Genomic DNA, 25,531 nt, shown 5'->3' with positions numbered 1-25,531 from the left:
CGAGTGTAGCTGTTTGTTGAGTATAGCTATTTGTTGAGTAGTGCTACTTGTTAGGAGTGGCTACCTGTAGCATGAGGCTATTTATCGAATAAATACAGGTAATCGCCGTAACCTAGGCTCGCCATCTTGTTGACAGGGATAAACTCCATCGCAGCGGAGTTCATGCAGTAACGTAACCCGGTTGGTTTTGGACCGTCTTTAAATACGTGACCAATGTGAGAATCACCAAATTTACTGCGGATCTCGGTGCGAGGGTAGACCAATTTAAAGTCGGTCTTCTCGACGATGTAAGCTGGGTTAATTGGTCGAGTAAAGCTTGGCCAGCCAGTGCCTGATTTGTACTTGTCGGTAGATGAGAAAAGTGGCTCACCAGACACAATATCAACGTATATTCCGGCTGCCTTGTTGTCCCAGTACTTGTTGTCAAAAGGACGCTCTGTTCCCTCTTCTTGGGTGACGTAGTACTGTAGCTCGGTCAGTTTTGCCTTAATCTCTTTGTCGGAGGGTTTAGTGTAAACCTTTACTTTGGTTTGTAATTCCTGTTCTTCAATAAGCTGACGTAGTGTTTTGGGATTCTCTTGGCGATCGTCACCAAAAACTTTATCTAAGTATTTGTCTCGGCCAGATGCGTAGCGATAGTACTTATATTTCAAGCTACTCTTTTTGTAGTAATCTTGATGATACGTTTCTGCGGGGTAAAATTTTTCAAACGCGATCAGTTCTGTTTTGAGTGGCTTTGGATAGATCATTGCTTTATTGATTTCCATCATAAATTGCTCGGCAATCTGCTTTTGCTCTGCATTATGGTAGAAAATTGCAGGGCGATATTGAGAACCACGATCGACAAATGAGCCTTTGTCGTCCGTAGGATCGATATGACGGAAGAAATAATCTAGCACTTGCTCGTAACTCACTACGTTAGGGTTAAACTTCACTTCGATGACTTCAATATGGCCAGACTTTCCCGAAGAGACTTGGCGATAGGTCGGGTTTGCTAAATCACCACCTGAATAACCAGACACAACGTCCAATACTCCCGGCAATTGTTCTAAATCCGATTCAGTACACCAAAAGCAACCACCCGCTAATGTCGCAATGTCGGTAGTGCTCGATGCGTTGGCTTTACCCATGGTGTCGGCAGTCCCCACTTTGCTGAGTAGAATAAGCAGGACAGGAGTAACCAAAGCGAATGCCCACAGCAACTTAGATACTTTCTTCATAGCAGCCTCAAACGTTAGTTTCGTTATCAGTATTACGTAACAAGACAGGATAAGGCGTGAAAAAATTGCAGTGTTGTTGAAAATTCCTTTGCCCTTTTTGACCAGAAAGTTACAGTAACGGCACGAAACAAGCACTCATCGAGCGAAAGTAGAGTCGGTGAGTTGGATAGCAATATGAGGGAAACCATGCAAGCAGAAGTTAAATGGGTAGAAGGCTTTAAGTTCCTTGGTCAGTCTCAATCTGGTCATTCAGTGGTGATGGATGGCAACGGCGGCGCAACGGCACCAAGCCCAATGGAAATGGTATTAATGGCTGCTGGTGGTTGCAGTTCTGTAGACGTTGTTGATGGTTTGAAAACGGCGGGTCAAAAAGTTACTTCTGTTAACGCAAAGCTTACAACGGAGCGCCGTGAAACAGCACCGCGAATTTTTACACAAGTGAATATCCACTTTGAAGTTTCAGGGGAAGACCTAGACTCCGAAATCGTAGCTAAAGTAGCGGCAGATTCACTAGAGAAATACTGCTCAGTGTGTTTGATGCTCGGTAAAGGCGTAGAGATGACTCATAGTTGGGAAATTGTATAAACCCCTTTGCAAAATCACAAAATAGGAAAGAGAAAAGCGCGAGCTTTTCTCTTTTTTTATCAATATTTTGCATTACTCTATTAACGTCAAAAGTTGTAGGAATAATCCAGTGACCGAATTAGAAAAAATGATGTCTGGGCAAGTCTTTGATGGTGGAGACGAAGAGATTGATGCGATTCGTACGAATGCAACCAAAACGTTACTCAAGTTGAATAGCAGCACCGATGCCGAAGAGCGTATTACCTTACAAGCAGAGCTACTAGGCAAGGTGGGAAATAGCTATATTCAACCACCATTTCATTGTGAATTTGGTAAAACCATTGAGATCGGCGAGCAGACTTTTATCAACATGAACGTGGTGATGCTTGATGGAGCCAAAATCACCATCGGTAGCCACGTTCTTATCGGCCCTAGTGTTCAGTTTTATACCGCTTCGCACTCTCTGGATTACCGCAGTCGACTCAAGTGGGAAACGTTTTGTAAGCCGATCACAATCGAAGATAGTGTCTGGATTGGTGGCAACTCGGTGATCAACCAAGGCGTGACCATTGGTGCTCGCTCAGTCATTGCAGCTAACTCAGTGGTAAACAGTGATGTCCCACCAGACTGCCTTTACGGCGGCACGCCTGCCAAGTTGATTCGTCGTCTGGATCAAGAGAACTCGTTAAATGCTGCACCTGAATAGCGCGCAAAATTATGTAGAACATGCGTAGATTGGAAATATAATGCCTTATAAATTTCTAATCAGTGATGACAAAAATGAGAAAGTTCTACGTAGTTGAGGGTGATATCAACGCCAAGAAAGCAAAATTAGCTTATCCAACATTGGTTTTGTGTGAGAAGTGTGTCAATCACTATGTCGTCATTAGCGAAGGTGAGAGAACGTATCAAGAATGTACTAAATGTGGTGCAGATAAGTCTTAACGTCTCCCTGAATGGTAAAACACAAAAGCCACGGTTTCATTCTAAAAACTCGTGGCCTGTTTGTTTTAGCGTGCAAAGATGTATGTCGATGAGTAAAGACTAGTCAATTTTTACTGTCGCCCATACAAAGCGGTGGTCAGAAGACACTTCTTTATCTGTACCTCGATCCCTAACTCGAGAGTCATTAAATAACAAACGACCCTCTTCGCCTTTTGCTTGCCAATATACGCCTGTATCTACCACATCAAGGTCAGCAGATGGCACCGCGTAATCCACTCGTGAGCCAAACGTTGCAGTGCGTGTTTCTGGGTTAAGGGTGACCTTTGCTGTTGTCTTCGTGCGTTGCCCCTGCTGATTCTGGTGTGTTCTGTTGGCCGACGTGATCAACAGTTTGATTAACTAAAGAATCACTCATTAGCTCTAATACACCGTTGAATCGAGCGTCTGTTGCATTGCCAAATTCAGTATCTGCGTTTAAGTCCCCCCATCAATTAAGGGCGGCGTATTCTAAATTATCAATTCCAATAATAAACGTTTGCGGCGATCGTCTGACTCGTTTGGGGCAGCAGTTAACGAACTTAGAATGAGATTGCTTTTTGAATCAGCCATTTTGCGTATTTCGAGCGAGAGTGAGGAAAAGAGTCTCGAATAAGAGATTTTCATTGAGAATAAGACCATCTAAACTACTCGCCAGAAATGACCTTGATATTGGAAAGAAGAAAATGAAATACGACTGGATCTTGTTTGATGCTGATGAAACCTTGTTTCACTTTGATGCCTTCAAAGGTTTGCAGCTGATGTTTTCTCGCAAAGGCGTAGATTTTACTGAGCAAGACTTCGTGCACTACCAAACGGTCAATAAACCACTATGGGTCGATTATCAAGATGGTAAAGTGACGGCAGAAGAGTTGAAGCATAAGCGTTTCACCGAGTGGGCTGAAAAGCTGAGTACGACGACGGCAGAATTGAACAGTGCCTTTCTAGAGGCGATGGCAGACATCTGTACGTTGTTGCCAGGCGCAAAAGAGCTGATGGAAGCGCTGCATGGTAAAGCGAAGATGGGGATCATCACCAACGGGTTTACCGAACTGCAAGCGATTCGACTAGAGCGTACAGGAATGGCGAACTACTTTGATCATGTGGTGATCTCTGAGCAAGTTGGCATCGCGAAACCGGATTTAGGTATCTTTGAATACGCGATGGGGCAAATGGGCTACCCATGTAAAACTCGAGTACTGATGGTGGGGGACAACCTGCATTCCGATATTCTTGGTGGTCATAATTTTGGCATTGAAACTTGTTGGTTGAATACTACCGGTGCAAGTGTTGATGGCCAAATAGCACCAAACTATACGGTTGCTTCATTAGATGAGCTAAAAAGTATCCTTGTTGCGTAGATATCGTAGATTACCTAGGTGACCTTGGCTACCTAGCATGCAAAGTTCGTCTTAACCTGCTAAAAAGGCTTTAGGGACCGGATTGAAAACACCATCGAATGCACGATGGTGTTTTTGTTTTATTCATCAACTATCACATTATTCATCAACAATCACGGCTTCGAGGTTCCCCCATGGCTCAAGTGCGACATCTTGCCCGCCGTTCCAAATAATAATCGGCAAAGGATCGGGTTTAACATATTCAGAGAAAGTGGAATCTGAAATTAGATCGGTCGATTTGACGGGGAACACCAGCAAGTCAGCAAACATAACCTGTTGATCGTATTTTAGAATATCGGCCACTTTCCCCCAATAAACAAAATCATTGGCTTCCATCCATTCTATCGTGGGATTGGTCTTGAGTATTTGAGATGCTGGTGGATACTGAATATCAACGTCTAGCACTATTCCCTCTGTGCTGTCTCTTAATCTAACTTGAATCCCATCGTTAATGTTCTCGGTATAGGTGAACTGATCGGATGGCGGCTCGATTAATTGCGCTAAAGTAGCCGGGTTAGAAAAGTCCATACCGGGTAGGTAACGTTCCAAAGCGATGATCGGATCAAACCCGCCGATGTTGGTTTGTGCCTCTAAGACGCTGAACCTAGGTTTAGGGTCGGATTCTTCTGGGTTGATGACATAGGTCGACCATTCTGCTCGATAGCCATTGAGGTTTTGTCCCACCGATTGATAAATATTCAACGATACGGCGTAAACGGCTTTATGTTGCTCTGGATAAAAACGCATTTTGGCGAGCTTAAATGAGGGGGGTATAAAGGCTTTTTCAAATGCACGGACACGATGAGTGGCAATTTCAAAGTTGATAAACAGCGTCTTTGGTGCGTTCAGCAGTGAGAAGAACATCTTCGGTTTTTCTATGCCATAAAGAATGCCCAGACCTTGGTAAATATCTAGTAGAGCATAGTATAAGGTTGGTAGGGTGTGGGCTGGAAGCACAGCGGGTTGAGATTGAGCGATACCAAACAGCGTTGCAAATACGTCTTGTGGATCTTGCCCTTCCAGAACACAACCGATGAGGTGGGTGAAAAGCTCTGAACTATTGCTCGATTGTGTCGCTAGCGCACATGCACTAACACCACCAGCAAGTACTTGAGCAGGAGAAGTGACGGGTTGAACTAGGAACTCGCTCGTTTCCGCCAGTACAAATGCTTGTGGTGATCCTATAACGAACTGCCCCCATGGAAAGTCATGGTGGATGTCGATAGACCTTGGCTTGGTTGTGACGAACTTAGCACTGACCGAACTGCCATCGTAATAATAGCGGGAGACGCTTCCCATTGGCCCCAAGACTGTTTCACTTGCATCAAGATACCACTGTGAAAAGTGCAGGCGTTTGTTGATTTCTGTTCTGTCGGCTTTTTTTGTCTTGAGCGGAACCGTCCAATGTAAATTGCCCTCATTCGTTAGCAGTGTGCCGGACCATTGTTGAGGCAATGAGGTGAGTTGTATTTGCGCTGGTGTTAGATTGGATAGTTGCAACAAGTCAGTTCCAGGCGTCGCTTTATAGCTGGCAAATCGATACAGATACGTGGTGTCACTTCCTGAGAGTTGAACAAACGTTTTTAAGTCGACTTTATAACCTTGCTCCGCACGGGTAGTGAGTCCGATATCCGCGATAACATAGAATTTTTTCGGGAATAAAATCTCTCTTAACCGTTGCCATCCCTTTTCTTCGAGGAATGTGTCAAAGCGCGTGGCATCCGCTGGAGAACGATCAATGACGACTGGTTTGACGCTCGTGATCTGGTAGGGTGGAAAGATGCCAACACTGCTTGAAAATGCGTGTATTTGGGAGGGGGCGAGCTCCCATATGATGAGCCCGCGATCGTTTATCTCATAAGGAAAAATGGGGGGCTCCTGACCGGAGATGGTGGCTTGTCGAAATGCCGCATCTAGCCTTGCTCCGCCAAATACGTTGTTTCTAATTTCCGTCAGTATCTGCTTTTCTTCTAATGAGATACGGAGTGCGGGGTTGGTGTTGGCAAGTGTTGTTGAGCCTATCAAAGTGCAAAACACCAGGCTGACAACCATTGTCAGTCGAACGATCGCTTGAGTATTCATGAAAGGCCTCCTTGCCTACATTAGATATGTCACCAAGCAAGTATAGTTAATCCATAGGAAGATAATTTTAGCTTTTAAAATATCCATTGGAAGTTACTGGGTTGTGGTATGTAAGATAAGCAAAGAAGACAAGGGAAAACGCCGAATAATCAGCGCTGTCAGTGGGGAGCTTAGTCTACTTATGATTGCAGCTCTTTTTCACCCAGTTTGAAATAAATCTTGCCGACAATGACTTCAGAGATCAAGATGGTGAACACGACGGCAAAGAAGGCGACCACACCATTCCATGGGCCACTGAAGTTGATTTTGTCACCAAACAACAGGTTGATGGCTTCAAGCATGATGAATTTCGACCCGACTAAAATGACGTATGTCGAAAGTCCGCGATAGATCTTCGGGGCAGTGCCAGGTTTTGATTTAAAGTACTCTGCAATTTTGTGTTCTGCTTTAATTGAAAGTTTCAGGAGCAACTGAAGTAATAGTGCTGCTGCAAACGAAATCGTAAACGAATCAATGGTCACGAAATCCCAATATTCGTCGTAGAAGTTCAGTACCGTCAGGTCTACCAATACCGCTAAGGTATAACCAACAAACAGACGTTGTGGCGTGTTAAAACCGTAGACTTTATCTGCTGCGCTCATAAGAACCCTCAATCAAATAGTGAACAAGTTTGCAAAGCCTTGCCTTGCGCTGATGGAATAACTATAGAAGTTCATTTGATCTAAAAATTGCCATTTTACGACATGTGCTCAAATGAAAGGCAGTAGGCCGTCTATAAATGCCGGCGCAAACCGCGTTAGAATGGAATTTGATTATGGGAAGGAATCATTATGGCAGACATTAAACAGCTCGATAGTAAAGTGGTGTATCAAAACAAGTGGATGACGGTGCGAGAAGATAAAATTTTACGCCCGAGCGGAGCCGAAGGGATTTATGGGGTGGTGGATAAACCAAACTGCGTCGCGATTCTGGCAATCGACCATGGGGAGATCCACTTAGTTCAGCAATATCGTTACACCATTGGTCAACGTTGCTGGGAAATTCCTCAAGGGGCATGGGAGTCAAACCCAGATGCTAACCATTTAGAATTAGCGAAAGGCGAGCTGCGCGAAGAGACAGGGCTACAAGCGGGGACGATGGTGTATGTTGGTCCTCAGTTTATCGCGTATGGATTTTTGAATCAGACTTGCCATGTTTATTTTGCTAGTGACTTATGTGACGTTGGCAACCACCTTGACGCCGAAGAAGAAGATCTCATAGCGCGTTCTTTCCCTGTTGAAACATTCGAACAGATGATGATCGATGGTGAAATCAAAGACTGCGTTACCATCGCCGCGTATGGGTTAGCCAAGCTCAAGCGTATTGTGTAGCTTTCCCGGTTAAGGCTGTGCTTGCTCCCCGTCATTCGGCCAATCTCGTACGTGAACATCCATCTGTGGGAAAGAAATTTCGATACCATGTTGTTTAAACAGCTTGTCAATTTTTGAGTTGATGATGTGTAAGGTTGGCAAGCGATGATCAATTGAATTTATATAGACACGTAACTCAAAGTCCAAACTGCTTGCACCAAAAGACAAGAAAAATACCGAAGGTGCGGGATCGTCAAGCACAATAGAATGCTCTTTGGCGACATCATAGAGTAGTTGTTCTACTTTTTCGATGTCGGAACCGTATGCCACGCCAATCGGTATAACAATTCGTGTAATGGAATCGCTGAGTGACCAGTTTATCAGTTTTTCAGTAATAAACGTTTTGTTGGGTACCACGATTTCTTTATTGTCCCAATCAATAATGGTCGTCGCTCGTGTCTGGATTTTACTAACCGTACCGGAGAGATCATTAATAGTTACGATGTCTCCAATGCGGATTGGGCGCTCAAATAATAAGATCAAACCAGAAATAAAGTTAGCGAAAATCTCTTGCAAGCCAAAACCGAGGCCCACACCAAAGGCCGCGACCAGCCACTGCAATCTTGACCATTGAAAACCGAGAGTAGAAAACGCAAACATGACACCAGCCATTAAAATTAAATAGCGTAGAAGAGTCGTTATCGCGTATCCCGTACCAGGACCAAGCTCTAGCTTTCGCAACACCAACAATTCCAAAATACCAGGTAAGTTGCGGATACCAACGAAGGTCACTAAGAGTGTGATAACGGCATAAATGAGCGATTGAAGTGTCACGTCAACCAATGTTGAACTACCGCTGATCACTTCGCTGACTTGCCATACGATAACTTTATCGAGCCAACTGGTCATTTCTAAAGCACTAGACCAGAGTGTAAGCAGCGCGATGACTAAACCGATTAAAGACAATCCTTTCAATAGCGTGGTCGATTGTTCATTTATTTCTTCGCTATCCAAGCCCTGAGCGTCAACGTCTGGTAAGTTTTCTTTTAGCCGAGCTATTTCCTCGGGCTCTTCCTCTTGTTCGTGCAGTTGTGCAATTAACTCTTCACGTCGTGCGAGTAAACGTTGATAATTTAGTTGCCGATATTCAAGTTTAAGCCAGCGTTCTCCCAGCTGATAGATAAATAACCCACCTAGCAGCAAGAAAATGGTCATCTGCTGATAGACTAGGAACAACCAAGATGCAACAGAAAGCCCCATCACACTCAATATGATGATGGCAATAAACGAACCCAAAATAATGCCCTTCAGCAAGAAGAATCCCACCCCTTTATGAAGCGGAGCAGGAAGTACCAACGAAATCCGGTCAGACTTAAGTAATCCTAAGTAGCCGAAGGTCATTATTGTTATCAAAATTAAAAATAATAGCCTTGAAACTTCGGCTTGTTCATTGTTTGCGACAACTTCGGCGAAAGTGACGGTGAGTAAAAAGGCAGTGATAGGAATGCAGAGTTGGTTACTCTTAACATTAAGAAAAGTACAGACCTGACTTGGCCACTTGAGATGAACCTCTAACAGCCCATTTTCTTCGCTCATACCATGAATGAGCTCTAAGACGAACAGAGCAAAGGCGCTTGCCATTATTAGTACTTTTGAGTCGTTAAAATTAGGAGAAGGCCAGAGCCAATATAACATCATGGCAGTACAGGCAAACCATATTGGTAGAATGAAAGCACGGCATATCACCAATAATAATAGGGAGACACTGTTTTGGAATCGGTCCTTTATAGGGTGACCATATACTTTTTTATATTGAGCACTCAAACGTATGGAGTAAGCATCGGACTTCCGACGGAGATAAAACAAAATTAGGGTGTAAGTCAGCACAAGTATGCTTACAAACAGTAATGAAGAACGGTTTAAGCGTTCCGACATGGATGAAATAGGATGTGAAGTTCCAAACCACACCTTAGGGTCAAAATGAGCCATGTTTTGCCACAAAGGTGGATTACTTCGTGCCCAGAGTTGTTGCTCTTTCAGAAAATTACGTGCATTTTCAACCTCCAATGCGTATTGATTAATGCTTACCTGCAGTTTGCTTAGTGCAATAATCAATTTCTCATAGTCGTCAATAAGCTTTTCAAGTAGTTGTTTAGAAAGAATATTTATACGATCTGTCGGTTGTGCAGGCGTATCATCGTTCTCTTGTGTAGACGTACTACTTTCTTTGTCTAATAACTGGGTGAGTTCATATTTTCGAATGTGAGCATGTGCGATCTTATCAGGGATCACCCTGTCTTCTACCTTTTTGGGTAGCCTTCGTAATTGAACGCGAAGAGAGGTGCCAAAGGCGGGGCTGTTTTTTAACCACGCTATGTTTTCTCTTACCAAGCTTTGCTCTTCGGATAAGTTGTGTAGCTTCAATTGGTATTGTTGGGTGGACACTCGAGTGTCATCGATATCAAGTAATACACTTTCCAGTTCGCCTGCGCGCTGACGTAATTGATCAATATCTTGTTGTACTTTTTTTGATGGGTCGACGATCCTCTCTGCGCTTGCTTTTGCTTCAGCAATTAATACTTTTACCGAGGCTTGCTCCAATTTTGTCAGATTATTTTGCAGCTTTTCTAAAACGGGTGAGGCTAACTCTAGTTTTTTTTCGAGTAGTTGCTGCTTGAGTTGAAGTAATTCAAAGCGTTCATCCAAGCTTTGTAAAGCCATAGACGTGGCTGCTTGTTTTAACTTCAATCCTTTTAAACGTGTCGCTGCAAGCCATTGGTCGACTTGAGAATGTGATGAAGGTTTGATGATAGTATCTTTATCTGTTTTGACTAACGTTGCTTTTTCTATCTCTTGATTGAGTTTGGCGAGCGAAACGGGCAGTGTTTTTCGATCTTCGTTAAGTTGTGTTAGGTTTTGAGCATTGGAGCTCAAAGTAAACTGCCATTGATTGATGGCGGCTTGAAGAGATGAAATTGATTGCCAGAGGTCATTGTAATTTGTCGTTTCCTTTGTATTAAATATGTCTAATGAGTTTGCTTGAGCGATTTGCTCCAGAAGTTGTTTTTTTTGTGCTGGGAATTGATGGATAACATTTTGATAGTTTTTGGTTAATGACTGCTGTGTCGCAAATGCAATGATTTCTTTCAAAAGGGTTTCGTATTGTGCGATCTTGGTTTTATCTTTGGGGGATTCATTATTGAGTCGTGTGATTTCACTTTTCAAAAAATCAGTTTTTGGTAAATTTTGGGCAGTAACGAACGCAGATGTGACCAAGAATACAAAGGCGAAGAACCCCACATAAATCTTATATAATCCACTGTTTAACCGTATCTTCAAACTCTACCTCAACTTGCTCTAATCTCGTAAAAATAAGTGTATACGCTAGTTTAGATGGTCGCCTGTTTTCCGTACCCTAAAACAAAAAACGCCCCAGTGTGAAGTGGGGTGCTGTCATGCACCTATTTGGTGATGCATAGATGGCGATTTCTGCGGTAGTATTCTTCTAGTTAGGTATGCTTGGCAGAACTCTAACGTAGATATTGATTGAAATTACCAGTCAAAAGGGTGTAGAAACGGTAACGCTAGTGAGACATATGATATTGTCGCAACAGAGAAGGACTCCTCGTGCAGTACGTAAAAATTAAAGATTCAATTGTTGAACAGATAGAAGCGGGCACGCTCTCCCCTCGACAAAAGTTACCTGCGGAGCGAAAATTAGCCGAGTCCTTCAACACTACACGTGTCACTTTACGTGAAGCATTGTCGTTACTGGAAGTCGAAGGCCGGATCTATCGTGAAGATCGCCGAGGTTGGTTTATCGCGCCAGAGCCATTGCGTTACGATCTAACACAAACGCTCAACTTTCAGGCTATGGCTAAGGCACAAAACCGCATACCAAAAACACAATTAGTCGCGGCGAAAAGTACGTTAGCGAATAAGCAAGCGACACGCTTATTGGACTTGCAACCGTTTTCTGATGTCTATCGTATTGATCGCGTACGTTATCTGGATGAGCGACCAGTGGTATACGTGACGAATTACGTTCGTCCAGATATTTTTCCAAACCTATTGGATTTCGAACTCACTGGCTCGTTAACAGATATTTGCCGTGAACACTTTAGTGTCGTGTATCAAAGCACTCGTTATCGGATTTCTACGAGTACGTTAATGGGGGAAATGGCTCAAGCACTTCGCGCCACCTCTGGCACTCCTGCGATGGTAATTGAACGCATCAATTACAATCAACATGGTGAGCAGATAAGCTGTGATATCGAATATTGGCGACATGATGCCATCAGTATTGAGTCTGTTACAGCGTTTACTCAATAGTAGCGCATTTACCGTTTGGGAGCGTGTCACTGAAGCACTTTCTTTGTTAAATAAACAATATCGTCAAGCAACTTGGAAGAGCCAACTATTACTCTGTGCTGTTTCCCTTGAACTTGAATCAGTGACCACGCTCTGAATGCTACCTCTTGACGTCACTTGGGTATAGGATCTGTTGGGGCGTTTATTTTTATTATGAGTTTGGTGTCTTGCAACTATTGATATATAGAGGAACCATTTTAACTTAACTTTAAACTGGCTAATGAAAACACTTGTTAGGATAGAGGCAATAGCTATCAGCTAACTATCGATTTAGTCTAAAATTTGTATTGGATATATTTATAGCCAAATATATCTATTAAATAATGACTAATCAAAATTTTTTAATGTTCCGAAGTCATTTCTGGTCTTTATTAATGCTCTCTATTGTTCGAGTATTTATAAGCTCGAAGTTTAATGTAAGTAAAGAGCACATTATGAAACGTATAATCACTCTAGCAAGCCTTGTCACCTTGACAGTGGCACCGGGCACCTTGCTCGTAGGTGGTTTCTTTTGGGCGGGTAATACTGAGACCATAAGTGGGGATGTTGTTGATAGAAAACAAGCAGCATACGAGATAGGATTTGATATGATTAAAGACTAACAGAGAATGGCTTCAAGTCCACATCGGAAAGAGTTTGTCAATAGTTATGGTAATGTTGACCGAAAATCATTTTCTATTACTAATACGAAAGTAACGGTGGATGAGTTTCCTCAGTATTATGGCGAAAAAGTCTATCAATCAGTATTAAAAGTTAAATATGAATATCCTATTCGTGAACTTAGGTGTCGTTAGGTTTTATTATAAATTTATTTTTTAAGTAGCGACTTATTGATATTGAATAATGGGGGTGCCCCCCATTATATTTATTTTCCACGAGGAGCTTACGAGTTGGTGGTTATTGCGCTTTGCTATTAATTATCCCACATTACGTTATTTTTTTCTCGTGACGCTGCAGTAAGAAGTTCAATTAATGGAAGCGCCCTATTTTTTAAGCTAACAGCATGCTCTGTCATATCTTCGTCATCTGAAAGGCTTTTTATTTCTGGCAAATCACTTTCATTATCGAGCGCGATTTTTAAATTATTGAGTGCCGCTGGCACGTCATCGGCGAGGATCGCACCTGGGATCTCGGTACTATGCCCCATCATTTTAAGCATATGTAAAGCTATATCGTGGAACATGATGACGTTTGAATAGGATTTACAGCTAAATGTGACAAGCATCGTTAGTTATCCTTATGATTGAATAGATACTTTGGTAATCTTAGCTCATATTTTTTCTTATGGAGCTGAAAATTAGATGACCGATAAAGTGTTAGGTACCGAGTTGGGAAAGTTTGGCTACACTGATTGTTTTGGCTTTAAATACAAGATCAAAGGATGAAAGTGATAGGGGGCACTTTACCTTTATGATAGCCTCAGTGTTTAAAACTCAGATGCAAAAGGTGAGTAAAGATAATGAAAGTATTCAGCAATTTTGATAGTGGCAGTATTCACGTAGTGAACGCGGATGACAAAAATAACATCCGACTAAAAATACCGAATGACAACATGTCAGAATTCTACCAATGGTTTCACTTTCGTCTAGAGACAGAAGCCGAGCAATCGCACACGATTAAATTATTGGATTTGGCAAAATCAGCCTACCCGGAGGGCTGGCAAGGTTATGATGTGGTGGCGTCTTACGACCGTGAGGAATGGTTCCGTATTCCCACTGAATTTGATGGGGATACCCTGACCTTTACTGTGATTCCTGAGCATCGTTCTATCTACTTTGCTTACTTCGCACCTTATACGTACGATCGACACCTAGACCTGTTACACATGGCGCAAACTGCTCACCATTGTCAGTTAGAAACGTTAGGCCACACCATCGATGGCAACGACATGAGTTTATTGACTTTTGGTGAGCCAGAAGAGGGCAAAAAGAAAATTTGGATGATCGCCCGTCAGCACCCGGGTGAAACCATGGCTGAATGGTTTATGGAAGGGATGATTCAACGCCTTCTTGATGAAAATGATGCCGTTGCGCGTGCGCTATTAGAAAAAGCAGTGTTGTATGTTGTTCCAAATATGAACCCAGACGGCGGTATTCGTGGTCACTTGCGCACTAATGCAGTCGGTGTGAATTTAAACCGTGAATGGCAAACCCCATCTATGGAAAAAAGTCCGGAAGTATTCCTAGTACGTGAGCGAATGTTAGCAACAGGGGTGGATATGTTCTTGGACATTCATGGTGATGAAGCGATTCCATACAACTTTGTTGCCGGCTCTGAGGGGATTCCATCCTACGATGAGAACCTTGCTAAGTTAGAGGCGATGTTTAAGCAGGCGCTTTTAACCATTACGCCAGAATTCCAAGATAAAATTGGTTATGACAAAGACGAGCCAGGTAAAGCTAATTTAACGGTAGGCTCTAATTGGGTTGCGGAGCAATTTAAGTGCTTGTCTTATACGATTGAAATGCCATTTAAAGATAATAACAACTACCCAGATCCGCTTTATGGCTGGTCGCCGGAGCGAAGTGTGTTGTTTGGTCAGGATGTCTTAACGGCAACGCTTGCCGTTTCGGACGAAATTTGACCACATACATTCACAGTCCGCTTTTTGCGGGCTGTGCTACCTGTGAGCGATTCGACGCATCTATTTGCTAGAGTTGCTACCGTTTATGTGATGGCCGGTGATGAGAAACAGCTCGCACCAACTGGCTCTTTAGGTGAAGAAGTGCAACGTTTCGAAGACATGTTTGATGATGTTAGCAATGGTATGGATACAAACGATGTTGCGACAGGCTTGAACGAAAAGCTCGGTTCTGAGCCAGCGTCTGTCACTGGCTATCGGAAGGTTACATCCAGTTGAAGCGGTTGGCGGAACGTTCTCCGCCAATCATGGAAGATCTTCATGAGTTTGAAGGCGCTAAGCGCAGGTTATTCACAAGGCGGTGCCATATGAATCATCGCTAATCCGCCTAATGAGGTCTCACGGTATTTCTTGTTCATGTCTTTACCGGTTTGATACATAGTTTCGATAACTTTATCTAATGATATAAGGCATTTACTGGTGCGCTTTAAGGCCATGCGAGAGGCGTTGATGGCTTTAATTGCCCCCATCGCGTTTCGTTCAATACATGGCACTTGAACCAATCCCCCAATGGGGTCACAAGTCATACCCAATGAGTGTTCCATGGCGATTTCGGCGGCGATACAGATTTGTTCATTACTGCCCCCTCTTAGTGCCGTTAAACCCGCAGCGGCCATAGAAGAGGAGACACCAACTTCACCCTGACAGCCAACCTCTGCACCCGAAATCGATGCATTCGTTTTGTATAAGATTCCAATCGCACCAGCGACAGCGAGAAAGTCTTTAAGTTGCTTAGTGTCGAGTTCTTTGATGAAGCGATGGTAGTACATCAGTACTGCGGGAATCACACCCGCAGCACCATTGGTTGGAGAGGTCACGACTTGTCCTCCTGCCGCATTCTCTTCACTGACAGCAAAAGCAAACAAGTTAATCCAATCCATGATCTCCATTGGATCATTTTCAATCGCCGCATTGGCTTCAAGTTTCTTCAGTAGATTTGGCGCTCGGCGAGTGACGTTCAGCCCACCTTCCAAAATTCCTTCGGTATCGAAACCTCGTTGCATGCAAAGTGACATCACTTTCCATATTTGTTGTGCTTTTTGGTCAATGTCTTCTTGTTCACGAAATGCGCGTTCGTTTTGAAGGATCATTCCACCGAGGCTTAGACCGTTTTGTTCAGCTTTTTCCAGCATTTCATCAGCAGAAGAGAACGCGAAGGGGACTTGCACTTCCGTTTCGTTACAGCCGTGTTCTAGTTCTGCAGCGGTAGCGATGAAGCCTCCGCCGATGGAGTAGTAAGTTTCGAACGCCACTTGTCCGCCTTCAGCATCAAATGCGGTGATCATCATACCGTTCTCATGCAAGGGAAGATTATCGCTGTGGAAGACAATATCGTGAGCATAGTTGAACGCGATCACATGGACGCCTGAGACCGATAGAGTGCCATGTTCAATAGTATGTTGCAGTGCATTTTTGGCGCTCGACATTTTGATGGTATCAGGACGATTTCCCATCAAGCCAAGTACAACGGCACGGTTAGTATGATGGCCTTTTCCGGTCAGTGACAAAGAACCATAAAGGTCAACTTGCACCTTGTGTACTTTCGACATAGAGTCACTCAGTAGTTGAGTGAAATGGTAACCTGCAAGCATTGGACCATTAGTGTGTGAACTGGATGGGCCTACACCAACCTTAAAAATATCGAAAATCGACAGCATAATGAACTTCCTGTAGCCGTAGACCTTTCGCAAGGTCATTTAGAATAACATTGTTAAGTAGATGTTAATGTCGGGAGGGGGTATTGGCAAAGTGAATTTTTGTATACAAATCATTCAGTGCAAATTGGGGAAATGAGAACTTGGTAATGACGTTAGATAAGGTGGTCCTCGTTCTTGGTAAGCGGTTAGTGAACGATGAGCTGACTCTCGAGGGGCGAACTCGAGTAGAAGCATTAGTTGAGGCGTTAACGGATTTGCGCGTTGAAACGACGGCATTAGTCTTTTGTGGTGGCGTGACACGGGGTCAAACCGTCTCTGAAGCCGATGCCATGCTCACCTACTTTCGTCAGCTAACAGCCTCTGATTTCATGCCTTTTCCTCAGAGCCAAATCATCCTAGAAAACCAGTCACTTAATACAGTGCAGAATATGCAAAATTCAGTGGTAGCGTTGCAGCGAAGCGGGCTTTGCAAGAAGGACCAGCGGATTCAAGTCTCGTTGTTGTCCAATGATTACCACTTAGAGCGCATTTTAGAGATTCAAACCTTGATGGATGAACAAGGCTTACTGCGTGTGCTCAAAACGGGGAGTTTAGAGGCGGGGATTGAGTTAGATATTCCGATTGATATTAATCACCACATCAGCGCACACTATCCTCATGTTGGTACTTACGCTGAGGCGTTTTTATTGTCTGATGAACTCACAACGTATCGTGTGTATTTGGAGGGAGTGAAGAACAAGGCGTTTAAGCGAGACTTAGTTCAGGTGCAAGCCAAACCATTAGCCATTGCTCTCAAGGCGATAGAAAATCTCCAAGCTTTGCCTTTAGAACAAGAGGTTCTACGTCAAATCTCAGAAATGAAAAAGGCCATCGAGATGACGGCCATTGATGATTCAGTTCTAGCAGCAGAGCAAGCGTTGACGGTGCTCCATCCGATCCTCACAGCGTTAAATCAACGCCTCGATCCGGAAACTAGCGCTTTAGCTCGCGGTGAGTACGTACAGCACTCAATACAATCTAAGATTGCGAAAGCGTAATGAGGGTGAGGCTACGATGGGTTGCTTTCTTTGTGGTTGCTACGATAGTACTCCCACTGCTCAATGCGTTCATTTTCAGATAGAAGACAGTAGGTTATGCGTTCACCATTTTCCGTTACAGTTTCAAGTTCCCCGCCTTGTTGTACGCAGTATACTGCCGCTGGGTTTGACATTGATGTGTACTCTGTAGAGCGAGTTGCGCCTTCATAAGTTGAACAACCTGCAAGAACCATCGTGGCAGACACTGCTGTCATTAAACTTGTTTTTTTCATTCTTTATCTCCACATGGGATGAGCGACTATTGCGTTGATTATAGGAGACTTTAAGAAAAAGATTGTCTTCTGTTTGTTAAAAGCATGATCCGGTTAGGATATTTTAGAAATTGCTCGCTGTTTAAACAATTTGGCTTCAATCGTATCCAAATTGAAACTTGGGAAAGCCGATGAAATTCGGTAGTATGCGTGCAAAATATTCATAGCGGAAACCTCGATGAGACATCTAAAATCGACCACGCACCCAGATATTGAACATCTGGATGATAAAATCATCTTTCAGCGTAATGCTGCGCGAGCCATCGTGTTAGACGGTGAAGATGTATTACTACTCTATACAGAGCGTTACCACGATTACACTTTGCCGGGCGGTGGTATCGATGCGGGTGAAGATGTCATCGCAGGCTTGGTTCGTGAGCTAGAAGAAGAAACGGGGGCGAAGAACATTCATAGCATTAAGCCATTTGGTATTTTTGAAGAGTTTCGTCCTTGGTATAAAGAAGATGCAGACGTGATGCATATGGTTTCGTATTGCTATACCTGCAAAATAGATCGTGAACTGGGTAAGACCGCTTACGAAGACTATGAGGTGAAGAATGGTATGCGACCAGTCTGGATGAATGTACACGAGGCGATTGCACACAACGAAAAGACCATGGCAGAGAGCCCGAAAAAAGGGATGAGCATTGATCGCGAAACTTTCCTTCTACAGTTGATCGCGAAGGAACTGTTGTAATACCAATAACAGTAAGTAAATGAACAGTTATTTAGTATGATTGGGATAATAACCCACCGATAAAAAGTCAACGCCAGTCATAAAAAAGTCCGAGTTCCTCCCCCGGAACTCGGACTTATTCCAGACGCGCAAGCGAAGCGTCATTCTTATGTTCTATTTCGATACTCTAATTTTGTATCAATATGTTTATGCCAATAACAATAGCCGCTTTGTATTTGCTGTGTAAATAATTAATAGGCAAAAAATATTGATTTTCATTTTTTTCGTAAAGACCTGTGATCAATATCTACACATATTGCAAGTTTTTTGGCTAGATTCTCACCGCTCGTATTGGATTTCTTAATTTTGAGATAGATTAATTGAACTTTTCGACGCGTGTTGGAAGTGAGATCACGTACTTAGGGATTCATGACGCAAGGAAATGTAATTTTACATGCTTCTGACTTTGGCTGATTCATCATAAATCGATCAGCGGTGGCAGGCGGCCTAGGTCAATAAGTGGTTGCGGGTGATGTACCGATGGCGATGAAAATAATAATAAAGGCTGAAAAGAGTCACTGCGCAGTTTACTAACATCAACTAATTGCTCTAACGCATAAAAACGTTGGACGTATTGTTGCGTCTCTTTTGGCAATGTTAGCAGATTAAAATCGTCGGTTCCTGCTCGTTTTATTGCTCTTGCAACTCGACCTTCTCCAGCATTGTATGCCGCTAACGTTAGGGTGATGTCGTGGCCAAATTTTTGATATAGGAACGCTAAATAAGCTAGCGCAGCTTGAGTGCTAGCTTCGGCGTCAAACCGTTGGTCATTGTCTGATGACACCTGTAATCCAAATCGTATTGCGGTCGCCGGAATTAATTGCCAAAGCCCGGCAGCATTTGCATGGGAAACCGCATCTAGGTTATAGGAAGACTCCAACATTGGCACTAATACCAAGTTAGCTGGCAGCGACTTCAGCTTTAATTGTTTAAAAATGTGGTCTATCAATGAGCTGGCTGAATCAAGACGTTCGGCAATTTGCGACTTATAAGGGACGAGCACTTGATATTGGTGTTGAATATCATCACGGTGTGGTTTTGCATGAGCGGATGAGGAGGGACTCACTAAAGATAAGGCAACGAAAAGAAAGCCCACAGAGGAACGCCGGGAAGGTATTAATGTCTGCGGGCAGAGCGAAAATCGCTTAGAAAGAGCGCTCTTCATAAGTATGTTGCACAGGTTGCTTGAGTTGACTGACTAACTCTTGGAACGCTGCAGAGCTTTGGCCATTACTCTGATTGTCCTGTTGGCATTGTTTCACAAAGGATTCCAACAGTGTCCATTGCTTTCTTGCTTGCGTGCCAATTTTAGATGGCAAGGCATTGAAGATTCGGTTCACACTGGCTTCATTACACGGCAACCCAAGAGCTCGCATTAGCTGGCTTCTTTCACTTGCAGAGCGACCAAGCTGATTCAAAATTGGCATTTGCTTTAGAATGTTTTCGTTTAGCGAATCGCCATCGAATTGCAAATACAATGTTTTTTGTTGTTGAATCAGCCCCAATAGTTGTTGGTAGAGTTTGACGTCTTCTGCGATAGAGCGAACAAACTGCTGAATGTGCTGTGATGCCGCCGTTGCCATGCTTGACTCCTAATGAGATGCGTTATTCGTGCCCAGTGTGGAATTGCATCACTGCTTTCGACAGCGCTTTGGTGTCGAGATTCAGCTCGCCACGTGCTAATGCGCTGCGGATCTGTTCGACCTTTGTCATGTCAATGTCTGGCAGTGATTGCATTTCTGCTTGAGCACGGTCTATAGCCGCGGTATTTGCTTGAAATGCGGGCTCTCGGTTTTTGCTCTGTACGATAGGTTCGACAGGCTTTTTGCTCGCTTGCTGAAATTTAGTTTGTGGGACATGACCGCCCGTGACTTTATCGATTTTCATGTTGTGGTCCTTAATCATCATGTTCTAAATCGATTAGGCGACCAGGGTTTGATGAACATTAAACTTTAATTTTTACTCGATATCGATACTGGATGACGAGTAGTAAAGTGAGAAAATGTTACCTTGAGTCCAAAATCAGAATTGAGTATGGACTTGATTCACCCCTGTCACAACCGCCCGAATGACTTTACCTGAACCGATGTTCTCAACCTTAATCTGATGTCCTCTCTTTCCGTTTTCTAAGGCGACGCCCTTGGTGCTAGCACTAAATCCATCTTTGCTAGCGATGATGATCACTTCGTTGCCTTTTTCAATAAGTGGCGGAGCGCTGAGGTTGGTTGGATCAATCATTTGGCCAGCTCGAATACGGCGAATGGTTTCTAGCCCAATGGCTTGGTTTGTCTGTGTGTAGAAGTCGTCTTGACGAGAAATCGTTCGCGACTCAATTTTTAAGTTTGAGGTTGAGATGGATTCGTTACGTCCAATCGCAGTGGTGGCAACGAGAACCGGAAGTGTCACCTTAGATTTGATAGTCACATTGATTCGCCATTGAGAGTTGACATCTTCACAACTGACAGCTCGTTTTAAATTACCAATAGGCAACGGACGATTATCTCGTCCTGTGATTGCCAAAGGTGAATTACAAACGGGCAGATGATTGGCAGAACCTGGTACCCAAATTTGATAGTCCAGTTGATAATTTCCCCATTGGCGGGACTGTGCGACTTGCGCTACTTCTTGTTCAAACTGTTCGCTGACGATGGCTTTGAGCTCATCTACCGTCAGGGTTTTCTCATTAGCAATGGCATTCAACGAGCTTGCAATCAGAGCCAAACCGCAAAGCAGCATGATTGAGGGAAATCGACCTTTCCCCTTCTTTTGAATGGTTTCCGCAATCCGGAAGCGATGCTTCCCTGTCTGTTTATAATTCATTGATATATAAGAATAATTTTTATGGCATACATCTTGTTTTAATATTCGATGTATTCGAGCCGACTTTAAGGAAAGATGCATGGCGATCACATTCGAAAATGCGTTAGGTGTACATCCAGAGGCACTCAATTTTCGCGTTCAGCGTACCAAAGTCCTCGCCAGTAACCTAGCAAATGTTGATACACCTGGGTACTTGGCAAAGGACCTAAGTTTCACCACCGTGATGAATCAAATGTCAGCGGGCAGTGTGAACAAACCAGTGCCGAAGCTTCAGGTTGAGGCGCAATATTCGGTGCCTTACCAAAACAGCAAAGACGGCAACACTGTAGAACTGGGCGTGGAACAAGCCAAGTTCACGCAAAACAACATGGACTTTCAAACCAGCCTGACGTTTCTCAACATGAAATTCAGTGGCTTGGCGAAAGTGATTGAGGGACGTTAAACATGTCATTTACTGATATCTATTCGATCACTGGCTCGGCGATGACGGCGCAAACCGTTCGTCTGAACACGGTAGCCAGTAACCTGGCCAACGCCGATGCAGTGTCTTCGAATCCGGATGATGCCTACAAAGCACTGAAGCCAGTGTTCGCAACTGTGTATCAAAAAACACAGCTGGCGACGGAAAACGGTGTTTATCCGAATGCGGAAGTGCGCATTGTCGATGTGGTGCAGAATGCGGGTCAGGCAGAAAAACGCTTTGAGCCAAACAACCCGCTAGCGAACGATGAAGGATATGTGTACTACCCAGACATTGATGTGGTTTCAGAGATGGCAGACATGATGTCCGCAACGCGCAGTTTTGAAACCAACGTGGAAGTGTTGACGAATGTGAAAAGCATGCAGCAAGGTCTGCTTCGACTAGGGCAGGGTAATTAATGAGTCTCGCACAATACACCGCGCTTTCTTCTGATGCGCCAGTCGCGACCACTGCTAGTGGCGACACAGGTGGCATTTCCGCGAACCCGTCGGATATGAACAGCGCAACGTCACTGCAAAACGAGTTTATTTCGCTAATGGTGGCACAGATTCAAAACCAAGACCCACTTAACCCGCTTGATGGCACGGAGTATGTCAGCCAGTTAGCGCAATTTTCTCAGGTTCAAAGTACCGAAAACATGTCGATGCTCATGCAAAACAGCATGGTATTGCTCGACAACATGCAGGTACTTTCAACGGCGGGCTTGGTTGGTCAAACCGTGTATGTATCATCAAACGAGTTTGAACTTGGTGAAGGCTTGCAAAGTGGCAAAATTGAGCTAGAACATGGCTCGAACCAAGTCGCATTGGTCGTCAAAGATGAATTCGGTCAATCGACCAAAGTCCCACTAGGTGCACACGGTGCGGGTGACGTCGAGTTCTCTATCAGTCCAGAAGAACTTGGTTTGAAGCCGGGCAAATACACCGTCGCGGTGGAAGTTCAAGAAGGGCAAAAGAGCCCAAATGTTTTGCTGGCAGGCACGGTTGAGCAGGTACGTATTCCTAGCTCAGGTGGCGCAGCACTGGTCAATGTCCAAGGCGTTGGCAACGTTCCTTTCTATCAAATCACTCAGTTTGGTGCTTAACCAAATAAGGAAATCAGAGGTTATTTATGAGTTTTAACATCGCACTTAGTGGTCTGGACGCGACCAACACAGAGTTAAATACCATCAGTCACAACATTGCCAACGCATCAACGTACGGCTTTAAAGGTGGTCGCACAGAATTTGCAGCGGTTTACAACGGCATGCAACCGGGCGGCGTAGAAGTCGCGTCGATTTCTCAGAACTTCGATAAGAATGGTTCGGTGACAGGCACAGGTCGTGCAATGGACTTGGCGATCAACGGCAGCGGCTTCTTTGTGACGAAAGATCACATGGGTCAGATGCTTTACACTCGCGCAGGTGTGTTTGGTACTGACAAGAACAACTTCGTAACCGCAAATAATGGTGCCAAGTTGCAAGGTTATAGCGTAGACAACAATGCTAACCTTCAAACTGGTTCTGTTGGTGATATTAAAGTTTCTACGTCTTCACTAAATGCTAAAGCAACCGATAACCTTGACTTTGTGGCGAACTTTGATGCAAGCGCAACGGCAGTCGATCAAGCGATTTACCCATTTGATTCTTCCGATCCAAACTCATTCAACTCTTCTTACACCAGCAAGGTTTATGACTCACTTGGCAACTCGCACACAGTAACTCAGTACTTCACGAAGACATCAGATAACGAATGGCAAGTGAATGTGGAAGTCGACGGTGCGCCAACGATACCAGCAACGGCTCAAACGGTTCAATTCAATACCGATGGCACGCTGGCATCTCCAACGGGTTCTTTCAACGTTGCATTCCCTGCGGCGGGCGCAAACGCAATGAGCATTGATATCAGCTTGAACGGCAGCACTCAGTTTGGCGCTGCGTTTGGCGTGAGCACTAACAACCCTAACGGTTACACTTCAGGTGAGCTTGCGGGCGTTCGAGTGGAAGACAACGGTATGGTTTATGCGACTTACACCAATGGTCAGTCTCAGTTACAAGGTCAGGTTGTATTAGCCGATTTTGCTAACACGCAAGGTCTATCGAAAGTGAGCGGCACGGCATGGACACAGAGCTTTAGCTCAGGCGCACCAATCATGGGTGTTCCGGGTACGGGCACATTGGGTGACTTAACACCGGGTGCGTTAGAAGGCTCTAACGTCGACTTAACTAGCGAACTTGTCGCGTTAATGACGGCGCAGCGTAACTACCAAGCCAACGCGAAAACCATTTCGACCAATGACAAGCTGACTCAAGCTCTGTTCAACGCGGTGTAATGGGAGAGTCGCATGGATAGCTTGTTATTTACTGCCACGTCGGGTGCGAGCCGAGTCCTCAAGGCTCAGCACGTGCGTTCGAACAACTTGTCGAATGCTGACACCGCAGGTTTCCGTGCCGATATGGAGCGCGTTCGCAGTGTTGAACTACAAGGTTCGGGCTTTGATGGCCGCACCATGGTGGTGACCAACTCCGCCGCAACGCGTTTTGATTCTGGCGACATCATGAAAACTGGCCGCCCTCTCGATGTGGCGATCATGGGTGAGGGTTACCTCACCGTTGAAACACCTGCTGGCAATGAAGCTTACACGCGAGCGGGCAATATCAAAGTCGATACCTTTGGCGCAATGAGTATCAATGGCTTCCCTGTTGTGGGTGAAAACGGCCCTATGGTGGTGCCTGATTTTCAGAAGATTGAAATCAGTGAACGTGGCCGTGTGTCTGTCATTCCACCGGGTGGCGGTGCAGAAGTGGAAGTGGGCACCTTAAAGCTAGTAAAACCGACAATCAACCAACTGCAAAAAGAGAGCGACAGCTTGCTACATAGCGTAGATGGCGTGCCTTTCCCTGCGGATGAAACCGTGCAGCTTTCTCCAGAGCACATTGAGGGCAGTAACGTGTCTGCCATTGATGAACTGCTGAGCGTGATGTCGCTGACGCGTAACTTCGAAATGCAAGTACGCATGATGAAAACCGCAGAAACCTTGGCGCAAGCCGGAAACAAATTGATGGCGGCGAGATAACCCTTACACGAAGGGATTCTCGTCCAAAGGAGATAACCAATGCATTCAGCATTATGGGTAAGTAAGACGGGCATGGCAGCTCAAGATACGAAAATGACTGCCATCTCTAACAACCTAGCGAACGTCAACACGGTCGGCTTTAAGCGCGATCGCGTGGTGTTTGAAGACTTGTTCTACAGCATTCAGCGTCAACCCGGTGCGCAAGTCGACCAAGTGAATGAACTACCAAGCGGTGTTCAGCTTGGTTCCGGTGTTCGTGTTGTGGGAACGCAGAAAGTCTTCACTCAGGGCAACACTCAAAATACCACTCAAGAGTTGGATTTAGCGGTGATGGGACAAGGCTTTTTCCAAATCGAAAACTCTGACGGTCAGATCATGTATACGCGTAATGGTCAGTTCCACATCAACTCAGAGGGTTTGATGGTCAACAGCCAAGGCTTGCCACTGGAACCGCAAATTCAAATCCCAGACAACGCGATTTCGTTCTCTGTGGGTGTGGATGGCACGGTAACGACAACCTCTGCAGACGATCCAACGCCGCAGCAACTGGGTCAGATTACGCTAGCGAAGTTTATCAACCCAGCGGGTCTAGAAGCTGTTGGTGGCAACTTATTCCGCGAGACAGAAGCAAGTGGTCCTGCGGATGAATTGATTGCGGGCGAAGACGGTGCAGGCAGCATCAAACAGGGGGCTTTAGAAGGCTCAAACGTGCAAGTAGTGGAAGAGATGGTCGACATGATCACCACTCAACGCGCGTACGAGATGAACGCCAAAGTAGTCTCTGCCGCAGACGACATGCTGAAGTTTGTCGCGCAATCGATGTAAG

General features: G+C 44.5%; 29 protein-coding genes. 17 read left to right on the top strand and 12 right to left on the bottom strand.

Going from position 1 to position 25,531, the window contains the following annotated elements:
* Positions 1 to 77: 77 nt before the first annotated feature.
* Positions 78 to 1,220, bottom strand: a complete 1,143-nt coding sequence (gene msrB, locus ACVA54_RS09685) for a peptide-methionine (R)-S-oxide reductase MsrB (protein ID WP_119464301.1) — start codon at positions 1,218 to 1,220, stop codon at positions 78 to 80.
* A gap of 186 nt (positions 1,221 to 1,406) precedes the next feature.
* On the opposite strand from msrB, the gene ACVA54_RS09680 reads away from it, so the two are divergent.
* The 3 genes from ACVA54_RS09680 to ACVA54_RS09670 all read left to right on the top strand — a co-directional run bounded on the left by ACVA54_RS09680 (position 1,407) and on the right by ACVA54_RS09670 (position 2,729).
* The gene (locus ACVA54_RS09680; protein ID WP_099078289.1) at positions 1,407 to 1,805 is read left to right on the top strand and encodes an OsmC family protein; all 399 of its coding nucleotides are present in this window, start codon (positions 1,407 to 1,409) and stop codon (positions 1,803 to 1,805) included.
* A 109-nt stretch (positions 1,806 to 1,914) separates the two neighbouring features.
* Positions 1,915 to 2,490: a sugar O-acetyltransferase gene (locus tag ACVA54_RS09675; RefSeq protein WP_446596669.1), complete on the top strand. Its 576-nt coding sequence runs from the start codon at positions 1,915 to 1,917 to the stop codon at positions 2,488 to 2,490.
* 74 nt (positions 2,491 to 2,564) lie between these two features.
* The gene (locus tag ACVA54_RS09670) at positions 2,565 to 2,729 is read left to right on the top strand and encodes a hypothetical protein (RefSeq protein WP_446580648.1); all 165 of its coding nucleotides are present in this window, start codon (positions 2,565 to 2,567) and stop codon (positions 2,727 to 2,729) included.
* Between the two features lie 99 nt (positions 2,730 to 2,828).
* Here the strand turns inward: ACVA54_RS09670 and ACVA54_RS09665 are convergent, their stop codons facing one another.
* Positions 2,829 to 2,993, bottom strand: coding sequence for a hypothetical protein (locus ACVA54_RS09665; RefSeq protein WP_446617328.1), 165 nt, complete (start codon positions 2,991 to 2,993; stop codon positions 2,829 to 2,831).
* Between the two features lie 458 nt (positions 2,994 to 3,451).
* Here ACVA54_RS09665 and yjjG point away from each other — a divergent pair, with 458 nt between their 5' ends.
* The gene (gene yjjG, locus ACVA54_RS09660) at positions 3,452 to 4,126 is read left to right on the top strand and encodes a pyrimidine 5'-nucleotidase (RefSeq protein WP_099078286.1); all 675 of its coding nucleotides are present in this window, start codon (positions 3,452 to 3,454) and stop codon (positions 4,124 to 4,126) included.
* Between the two features lie 138 nt (positions 4,127 to 4,264).
* Here the strand turns inward: yjjG and ACVA54_RS09655 are convergent, their stop codons facing one another.
* Together ACVA54_RS09655 and ACVA54_RS09650 are read right to left on the bottom strand one after the other, a co-directional pair.
* Positions 4,265 to 6,247, bottom strand: coding sequence for a hypothetical protein (locus ACVA54_RS09655; protein WP_446649557.1), 1,983 nt, complete (start codon positions 6,245 to 6,247; stop codon positions 4,265 to 4,267).
* 179 nt (positions 6,248 to 6,426) lie between these two features.
* Entirely contained in the window at positions 6,427 to 6,888 is a 462-nt protein-coding gene (locus ACVA54_RS09650; protein ID WP_119464303.1) for a hypothetical protein, read from the bottom strand.
* 189 nt (positions 6,889 to 7,077) lie between these two features.
* Between ACVA54_RS09650 and ACVA54_RS09645 the strand changes: the two genes are divergently transcribed.
* On the top strand, positions 7,078 to 7,617 hold the full coding sequence (locus ACVA54_RS09645; protein WP_446649556.1) for an NUDIX domain-containing protein: 540 nt from the start codon (positions 7,078 to 7,080) through the stop codon (positions 7,615 to 7,617).
* Positions 7,618 to 7,626: 9 nt separating this feature from the next.
* On the opposite strand, the gene ACVA54_RS09640 is transcribed toward ACVA54_RS09645, so the two are convergent.
* A complete protein-coding gene (locus tag ACVA54_RS09640) occupies positions 7,627 to 10,935 on the bottom strand; it encodes a mechanosensitive ion channel domain-containing protein (protein ID WP_446649555.1) in 3,309 nt (1,102 codons plus the stop codon).
* Positions 10,936 to 11,223: 288 nt separating this feature from the next.
* On the opposite strand from ACVA54_RS09640, the gene phnR reads away from it, so the two are divergent.
* Together phnR and ACVA54_RS09630 are read left to right on the top strand one after the other, a co-directional pair.
* Positions 11,224 to 11,928, top strand: a complete 705-nt coding sequence (gene phnR, locus ACVA54_RS09635; protein WP_099078282.1) for a phosphonate utilization transcriptional regulator PhnR — start codon at positions 11,224 to 11,226, stop codon at positions 11,926 to 11,928.
* 473 nt (positions 11,929 to 12,401) lie between these two features.
* Positions 12,402 to 12,569: a hypothetical protein gene (locus ACVA54_RS09630; RefSeq protein WP_446608891.1), complete on the top strand. Its 168-nt coding sequence runs from the start codon at positions 12,402 to 12,404 to the stop codon at positions 12,567 to 12,569.
* A gap of 311 nt (positions 12,570 to 12,880) precedes the next feature.
* Here the strand turns inward: ACVA54_RS09630 and ACVA54_RS09625 are convergent, their stop codons facing one another.
* Positions 12,881 to 13,192: a DUF1840 domain-containing protein gene (locus ACVA54_RS09625; protein WP_099078281.1), complete on the bottom strand. Its 312-nt coding sequence runs from the start codon at positions 13,190 to 13,192 to the stop codon at positions 12,881 to 12,883.
* A gap of 234 nt (positions 13,193 to 13,426) precedes the next feature.
* Between ACVA54_RS09625 and ACVA54_RS09620 the strand changes: the two genes are divergently transcribed.
* Positions 13,427 to 14,551, top strand: coding sequence for a M14 family metallopeptidase (locus tag ACVA54_RS09620; protein WP_099078280.1), 1,125 nt, complete (start codon positions 13,427 to 13,429; stop codon positions 14,549 to 14,551).
* Positions 14,552 to 14,593: 42 nt separating this feature from the next.
* A complete protein-coding gene (locus ACVA54_RS09615) occupies positions 14,594 to 14,827 on the top strand; it encodes a hypothetical protein (protein WP_446649554.1) in 234 nt (77 codons plus the stop codon).
* 68 nt (positions 14,828 to 14,895) lie between these two features.
* Here the strand turns inward: ACVA54_RS09615 and ACVA54_RS09610 are convergent, their stop codons facing one another.
* On the bottom strand, positions 14,896 to 16,266 hold the full coding sequence (locus ACVA54_RS09610) for an L-serine ammonia-lyase (RefSeq protein WP_119464305.1): 1,371 nt from the start codon (positions 16,264 to 16,266) through the stop codon (positions 14,896 to 14,898).
* A gap of 146 nt (positions 16,267 to 16,412) precedes the next feature.
* Between ACVA54_RS09610 and ACVA54_RS09605 the strand changes: the two genes are divergently transcribed.
* Positions 16,413 to 17,303 carry a YdcF family protein gene (locus ACVA54_RS09605; protein ID WP_099078277.1) on the top strand — a complete coding sequence of 297 codons (891 nt, stop codon included), beginning with the start codon at positions 16,413 to 16,415 and terminating at the stop codon, positions 17,301 to 17,303.
* A gap of 11 nt (positions 17,304 to 17,314) precedes the next feature.
* Here ACVA54_RS09605 and ACVA54_RS09600 read toward each other — a convergent pair whose 3' ends face one another.
* Entirely contained in the window at positions 17,315 to 17,575 is a 261-nt protein-coding gene (locus ACVA54_RS09600) for a putative hemolysin (RefSeq protein ID WP_119464306.1), read from the bottom strand.
* Between the two features lie 217 nt (positions 17,576 to 17,792).
* On the opposite strand from ACVA54_RS09600, the gene ACVA54_RS09595 reads away from it, so the two are divergent.
* Complete coding sequence (locus ACVA54_RS09595) at positions 17,793 to 18,311, top strand: NUDIX hydrolase (RefSeq protein ID WP_446649553.1); 519 nt, start codon at positions 17,793 to 17,795, stop codon at positions 18,309 to 18,311.
* A 457-nt stretch (positions 18,312 to 18,768) separates the two neighbouring features.
* Here ACVA54_RS09595 and ACVA54_RS09590 read toward each other — a convergent pair whose 3' ends face one another.
* The 4 genes from ACVA54_RS09590 to flgA all read right to left on the bottom strand — a co-directional run bounded on the left by ACVA54_RS09590 (position 18,769) and on the right by flgA (position 21,170).
* Complete coding sequence (locus tag ACVA54_RS09590) at positions 18,769 to 19,515, bottom strand: lytic transglycosylase domain-containing protein (RefSeq protein ID WP_446644346.1); 747 nt, start codon at positions 19,513 to 19,515, stop codon at positions 18,769 to 18,771.
* A complete protein-coding gene (gene flgN / locus ACVA54_RS09585) occupies positions 19,496 to 19,933 on the bottom strand; it encodes a flagellar export chaperone FlgN (protein ID WP_099078273.1) in 438 nt (145 codons plus the stop codon). Before flgN ends, ACVA54_RS09590 begins: the two co-directional genes overlap by 20 nt.
* Before the next feature lie 22 nt (positions 19,934 to 19,955).
* Positions 19,956 to 20,237, bottom strand: coding sequence for a flagellar biosynthesis anti-sigma factor FlgM (gene flgM, locus ACVA54_RS09580; protein ID WP_099078272.1), 282 nt, complete (start codon positions 20,235 to 20,237; stop codon positions 19,956 to 19,958).
* A gap of 135 nt (positions 20,238 to 20,372) precedes the next feature.
* Positions 20,373 to 21,170, bottom strand: coding sequence for a flagellar basal body P-ring formation chaperone FlgA (gene flgA, locus ACVA54_RS09575; protein ID WP_446631801.1), 798 nt, complete (start codon positions 21,168 to 21,170; stop codon positions 20,373 to 20,375).
* Between the two features lie 79 nt (positions 21,171 to 21,249).
* Here flgA and flgB point away from each other — a divergent pair, with 79 nt between their 5' ends.
* The 6 genes from flgB to flgG are packed head-to-tail and all read left to right on the top strand — an operon-like array spanning position 21,250 to position 25,530.
* Entirely contained in the window at positions 21,250 to 21,612 is a 363-nt protein-coding gene (gene flgB / locus ACVA54_RS09570) for a flagellar basal body rod protein FlgB (RefSeq protein ID WP_099078270.1), read from the top strand.
* A gap of 2 nt (positions 21,613 to 21,614) precedes the next feature.
* On the top strand, positions 21,615 to 22,049 hold the full coding sequence (gene flgC, locus ACVA54_RS09565; RefSeq protein WP_099078269.1) for a flagellar basal body rod protein FlgC: 435 nt from the start codon (positions 21,615 to 21,617) through the stop codon (positions 22,047 to 22,049).
* Positions 22,049 to 22,735 (top strand): flagellar hook assembly protein FlgD, encoded by a 687-nt coding sequence (flgD, locus tag ACVA54_RS09560; RefSeq protein WP_099078268.1) that lies wholly within the window; start codon positions 22,049 to 22,051, stop codon positions 22,733 to 22,735. Before flgC ends, flgD begins: the two co-directional genes overlap by 1 nt.
* A 26-nt stretch (positions 22,736 to 22,761) precedes the next feature.
* On the top strand, positions 22,762 to 23,961 hold the full coding sequence (gene flgE, locus ACVA54_RS09555; protein ID WP_099078267.1) for a flagellar hook protein FlgE: 1,200 nt from the start codon (positions 22,762 to 22,764) through the stop codon (positions 23,959 to 23,961).
* Between the two features lie 12 nt (positions 23,962 to 23,973).
* Complete coding sequence (gene flgF, locus ACVA54_RS09550; protein WP_099078266.1) at positions 23,974 to 24,705, top strand: flagellar basal-body rod protein FlgF; 732 nt, start codon at positions 23,974 to 23,976, stop codon at positions 24,703 to 24,705.
* A gap of 39 nt (positions 24,706 to 24,744) precedes the next feature.
* Positions 24,745 to 25,530, top strand: a complete 786-nt coding sequence (flgG, locus tag ACVA54_RS09545) for a flagellar basal-body rod protein FlgG (RefSeq protein ID WP_005432423.1) — start codon at positions 24,745 to 24,747, stop codon at positions 25,528 to 25,530.
* Position 25,531 lies beyond the last annotated feature (1 nt).

Source organism: Vibrio sp. PNB23_22_6, assembly GCF_052877535.1.
This window is presented reverse-complemented; position numbering and strand designations above follow the sequence as displayed.

What these genes read in the sequence shown, in the direction of transcription:
- flgD (WP_099078268.1), top strand. Translation starts at nt 22,049, where the DNA reads ATGAGTCTCGCACAATACACCGCGCTTTCTTCTGATGCGCCAGTCGCG.
- ACVA54_RS09620 (WP_099078280.1), top strand. Translation starts at nt 13,427, where the DNA reads ATGAAAGTATTCAGCAATTTTGATAGTGGCAGTATTCACGTAGTGAAC.
- flgN (WP_099078273.1), bottom strand. Translation starts at nt 19,933, where the DNA reads ATGGCAACGGCGGCATCACAGCACATTCAGCAGTTTGTTCGCTCTATC.
- ACVA54_RS09630 (WP_446608891.1), top strand. Translation starts at nt 12,402, where the DNA reads ATGAAACGTATAATCACTCTAGCAAGCCTTGTCACCTTGACAGTGGCA.
- flgE (WP_099078267.1), top strand. Translation starts at nt 22,762, where the DNA reads ATGAGTTTTAACATCGCACTTAGTGGTCTGGACGCGACCAACACAGAG.
- yjjG (WP_099078286.1), top strand. Translation starts at nt 3,452, where the DNA reads ATGAAATACGACTGGATCTTGTTTGATGCTGATGAAACCTTGTTTCAC.
- flgM (WP_099078272.1), bottom strand. Translation starts at nt 20,237, where the DNA reads ATGAAAATCGATAAAGTCACGGGCGGTCATGTCCCACAAACTAAATTT.
- ACVA54_RS09645 (WP_446649556.1), top strand. Translation starts at nt 7,078, where the DNA reads ATGGCAGACATTAAACAGCTCGATAGTAAAGTGGTGTATCAAAACAAG.
- msrB (WP_119464301.1), bottom strand. Translation starts at nt 1,220, where the DNA reads ATGAAGAAAGTATCTAAGTTGCTGTGGGCATTCGCTTTGGTTACTCCT.
- ACVA54_RS09595 (WP_446649553.1), top strand. Translation starts at nt 17,793, where the DNA reads ATGAGACATCTAAAATCGACCACGCACCCAGATATTGAACATCTGGAT.
- ACVA54_RS09625 (WP_099078281.1), bottom strand. Translation starts at nt 13,192, where the DNA reads ATGCTTGTCACATTTAGCTGTAAATCCTATTCAAACGTCATCATGTTC.
- ACVA54_RS09590 (WP_446644346.1), bottom strand. Translation starts at nt 19,515, where the DNA reads ATGAAGAGCGCTCTTTCTAAGCGATTTTCGCTCTGCCCGCAGACATTA.
- flgA (WP_446631801.1), bottom strand. Translation starts at nt 21,170, where the DNA reads ATGAATTATAAACAGACAGGGAAGCATCGCTTCCGGATTGCGGAAACC.
- ACVA54_RS09650 (WP_119464303.1), bottom strand. Translation starts at nt 6,888, where the DNA reads ATGAGCGCAGCAGATAAAGTCTACGGTTTTAACACGCCACAACGTCTG.
- flgB (WP_099078270.1), top strand. Translation starts at nt 21,250, where the DNA reads ATGGCGATCACATTCGAAAATGCGTTAGGTGTACATCCAGAGGCACTC.
- ACVA54_RS09605 (WP_099078277.1), top strand. Translation starts at nt 16,413, where the DNA reads ATGACGTTAGATAAGGTGGTCCTCGTTCTTGGTAAGCGGTTAGTGAAC.
- flgC (WP_099078269.1), top strand. Translation starts at nt 21,615, where the DNA reads ATGTCATTTACTGATATCTATTCGATCACTGGCTCGGCGATGACGGCG.
- flgG (WP_005432423.1), top strand. Translation starts at nt 24,745, where the DNA reads ATGCATTCAGCATTATGGGTAAGTAAGACGGGCATGGCAGCTCAAGAT.
- ACVA54_RS09680 (WP_099078289.1), top strand. Translation starts at nt 1,407, where the DNA reads ATGCAAGCAGAAGTTAAATGGGTAGAAGGCTTTAAGTTCCTTGGTCAG.
- ACVA54_RS09610 (WP_119464305.1), bottom strand. Translation starts at nt 16,266, where the DNA reads ATGCTGTCGATTTTCGATATTTTTAAGGTTGGTGTAGGCCCATCCAGT.
- ACVA54_RS09655 (WP_446649557.1), bottom strand. Translation starts at nt 6,247, where the DNA reads ATGAATACTCAAGCGATCGTTCGACTGACAATGGTTGTCAGCCTGGTG.
- flgF (WP_099078266.1), top strand. Translation starts at nt 23,974, where the DNA reads ATGGATAGCTTGTTATTTACTGCCACGTCGGGTGCGAGCCGAGTCCTC.
- ACVA54_RS09600 (WP_119464306.1), bottom strand. Translation starts at nt 17,575, where the DNA reads ATGAAAAAAACAAGTTTAATGACAGCAGTGTCTGCCACGATGGTTCTT.
- ACVA54_RS09670 (WP_446580648.1), top strand. Translation starts at nt 2,565, where the DNA reads ATGAGAAAGTTCTACGTAGTTGAGGGTGATATCAACGCCAAGAAAGCA.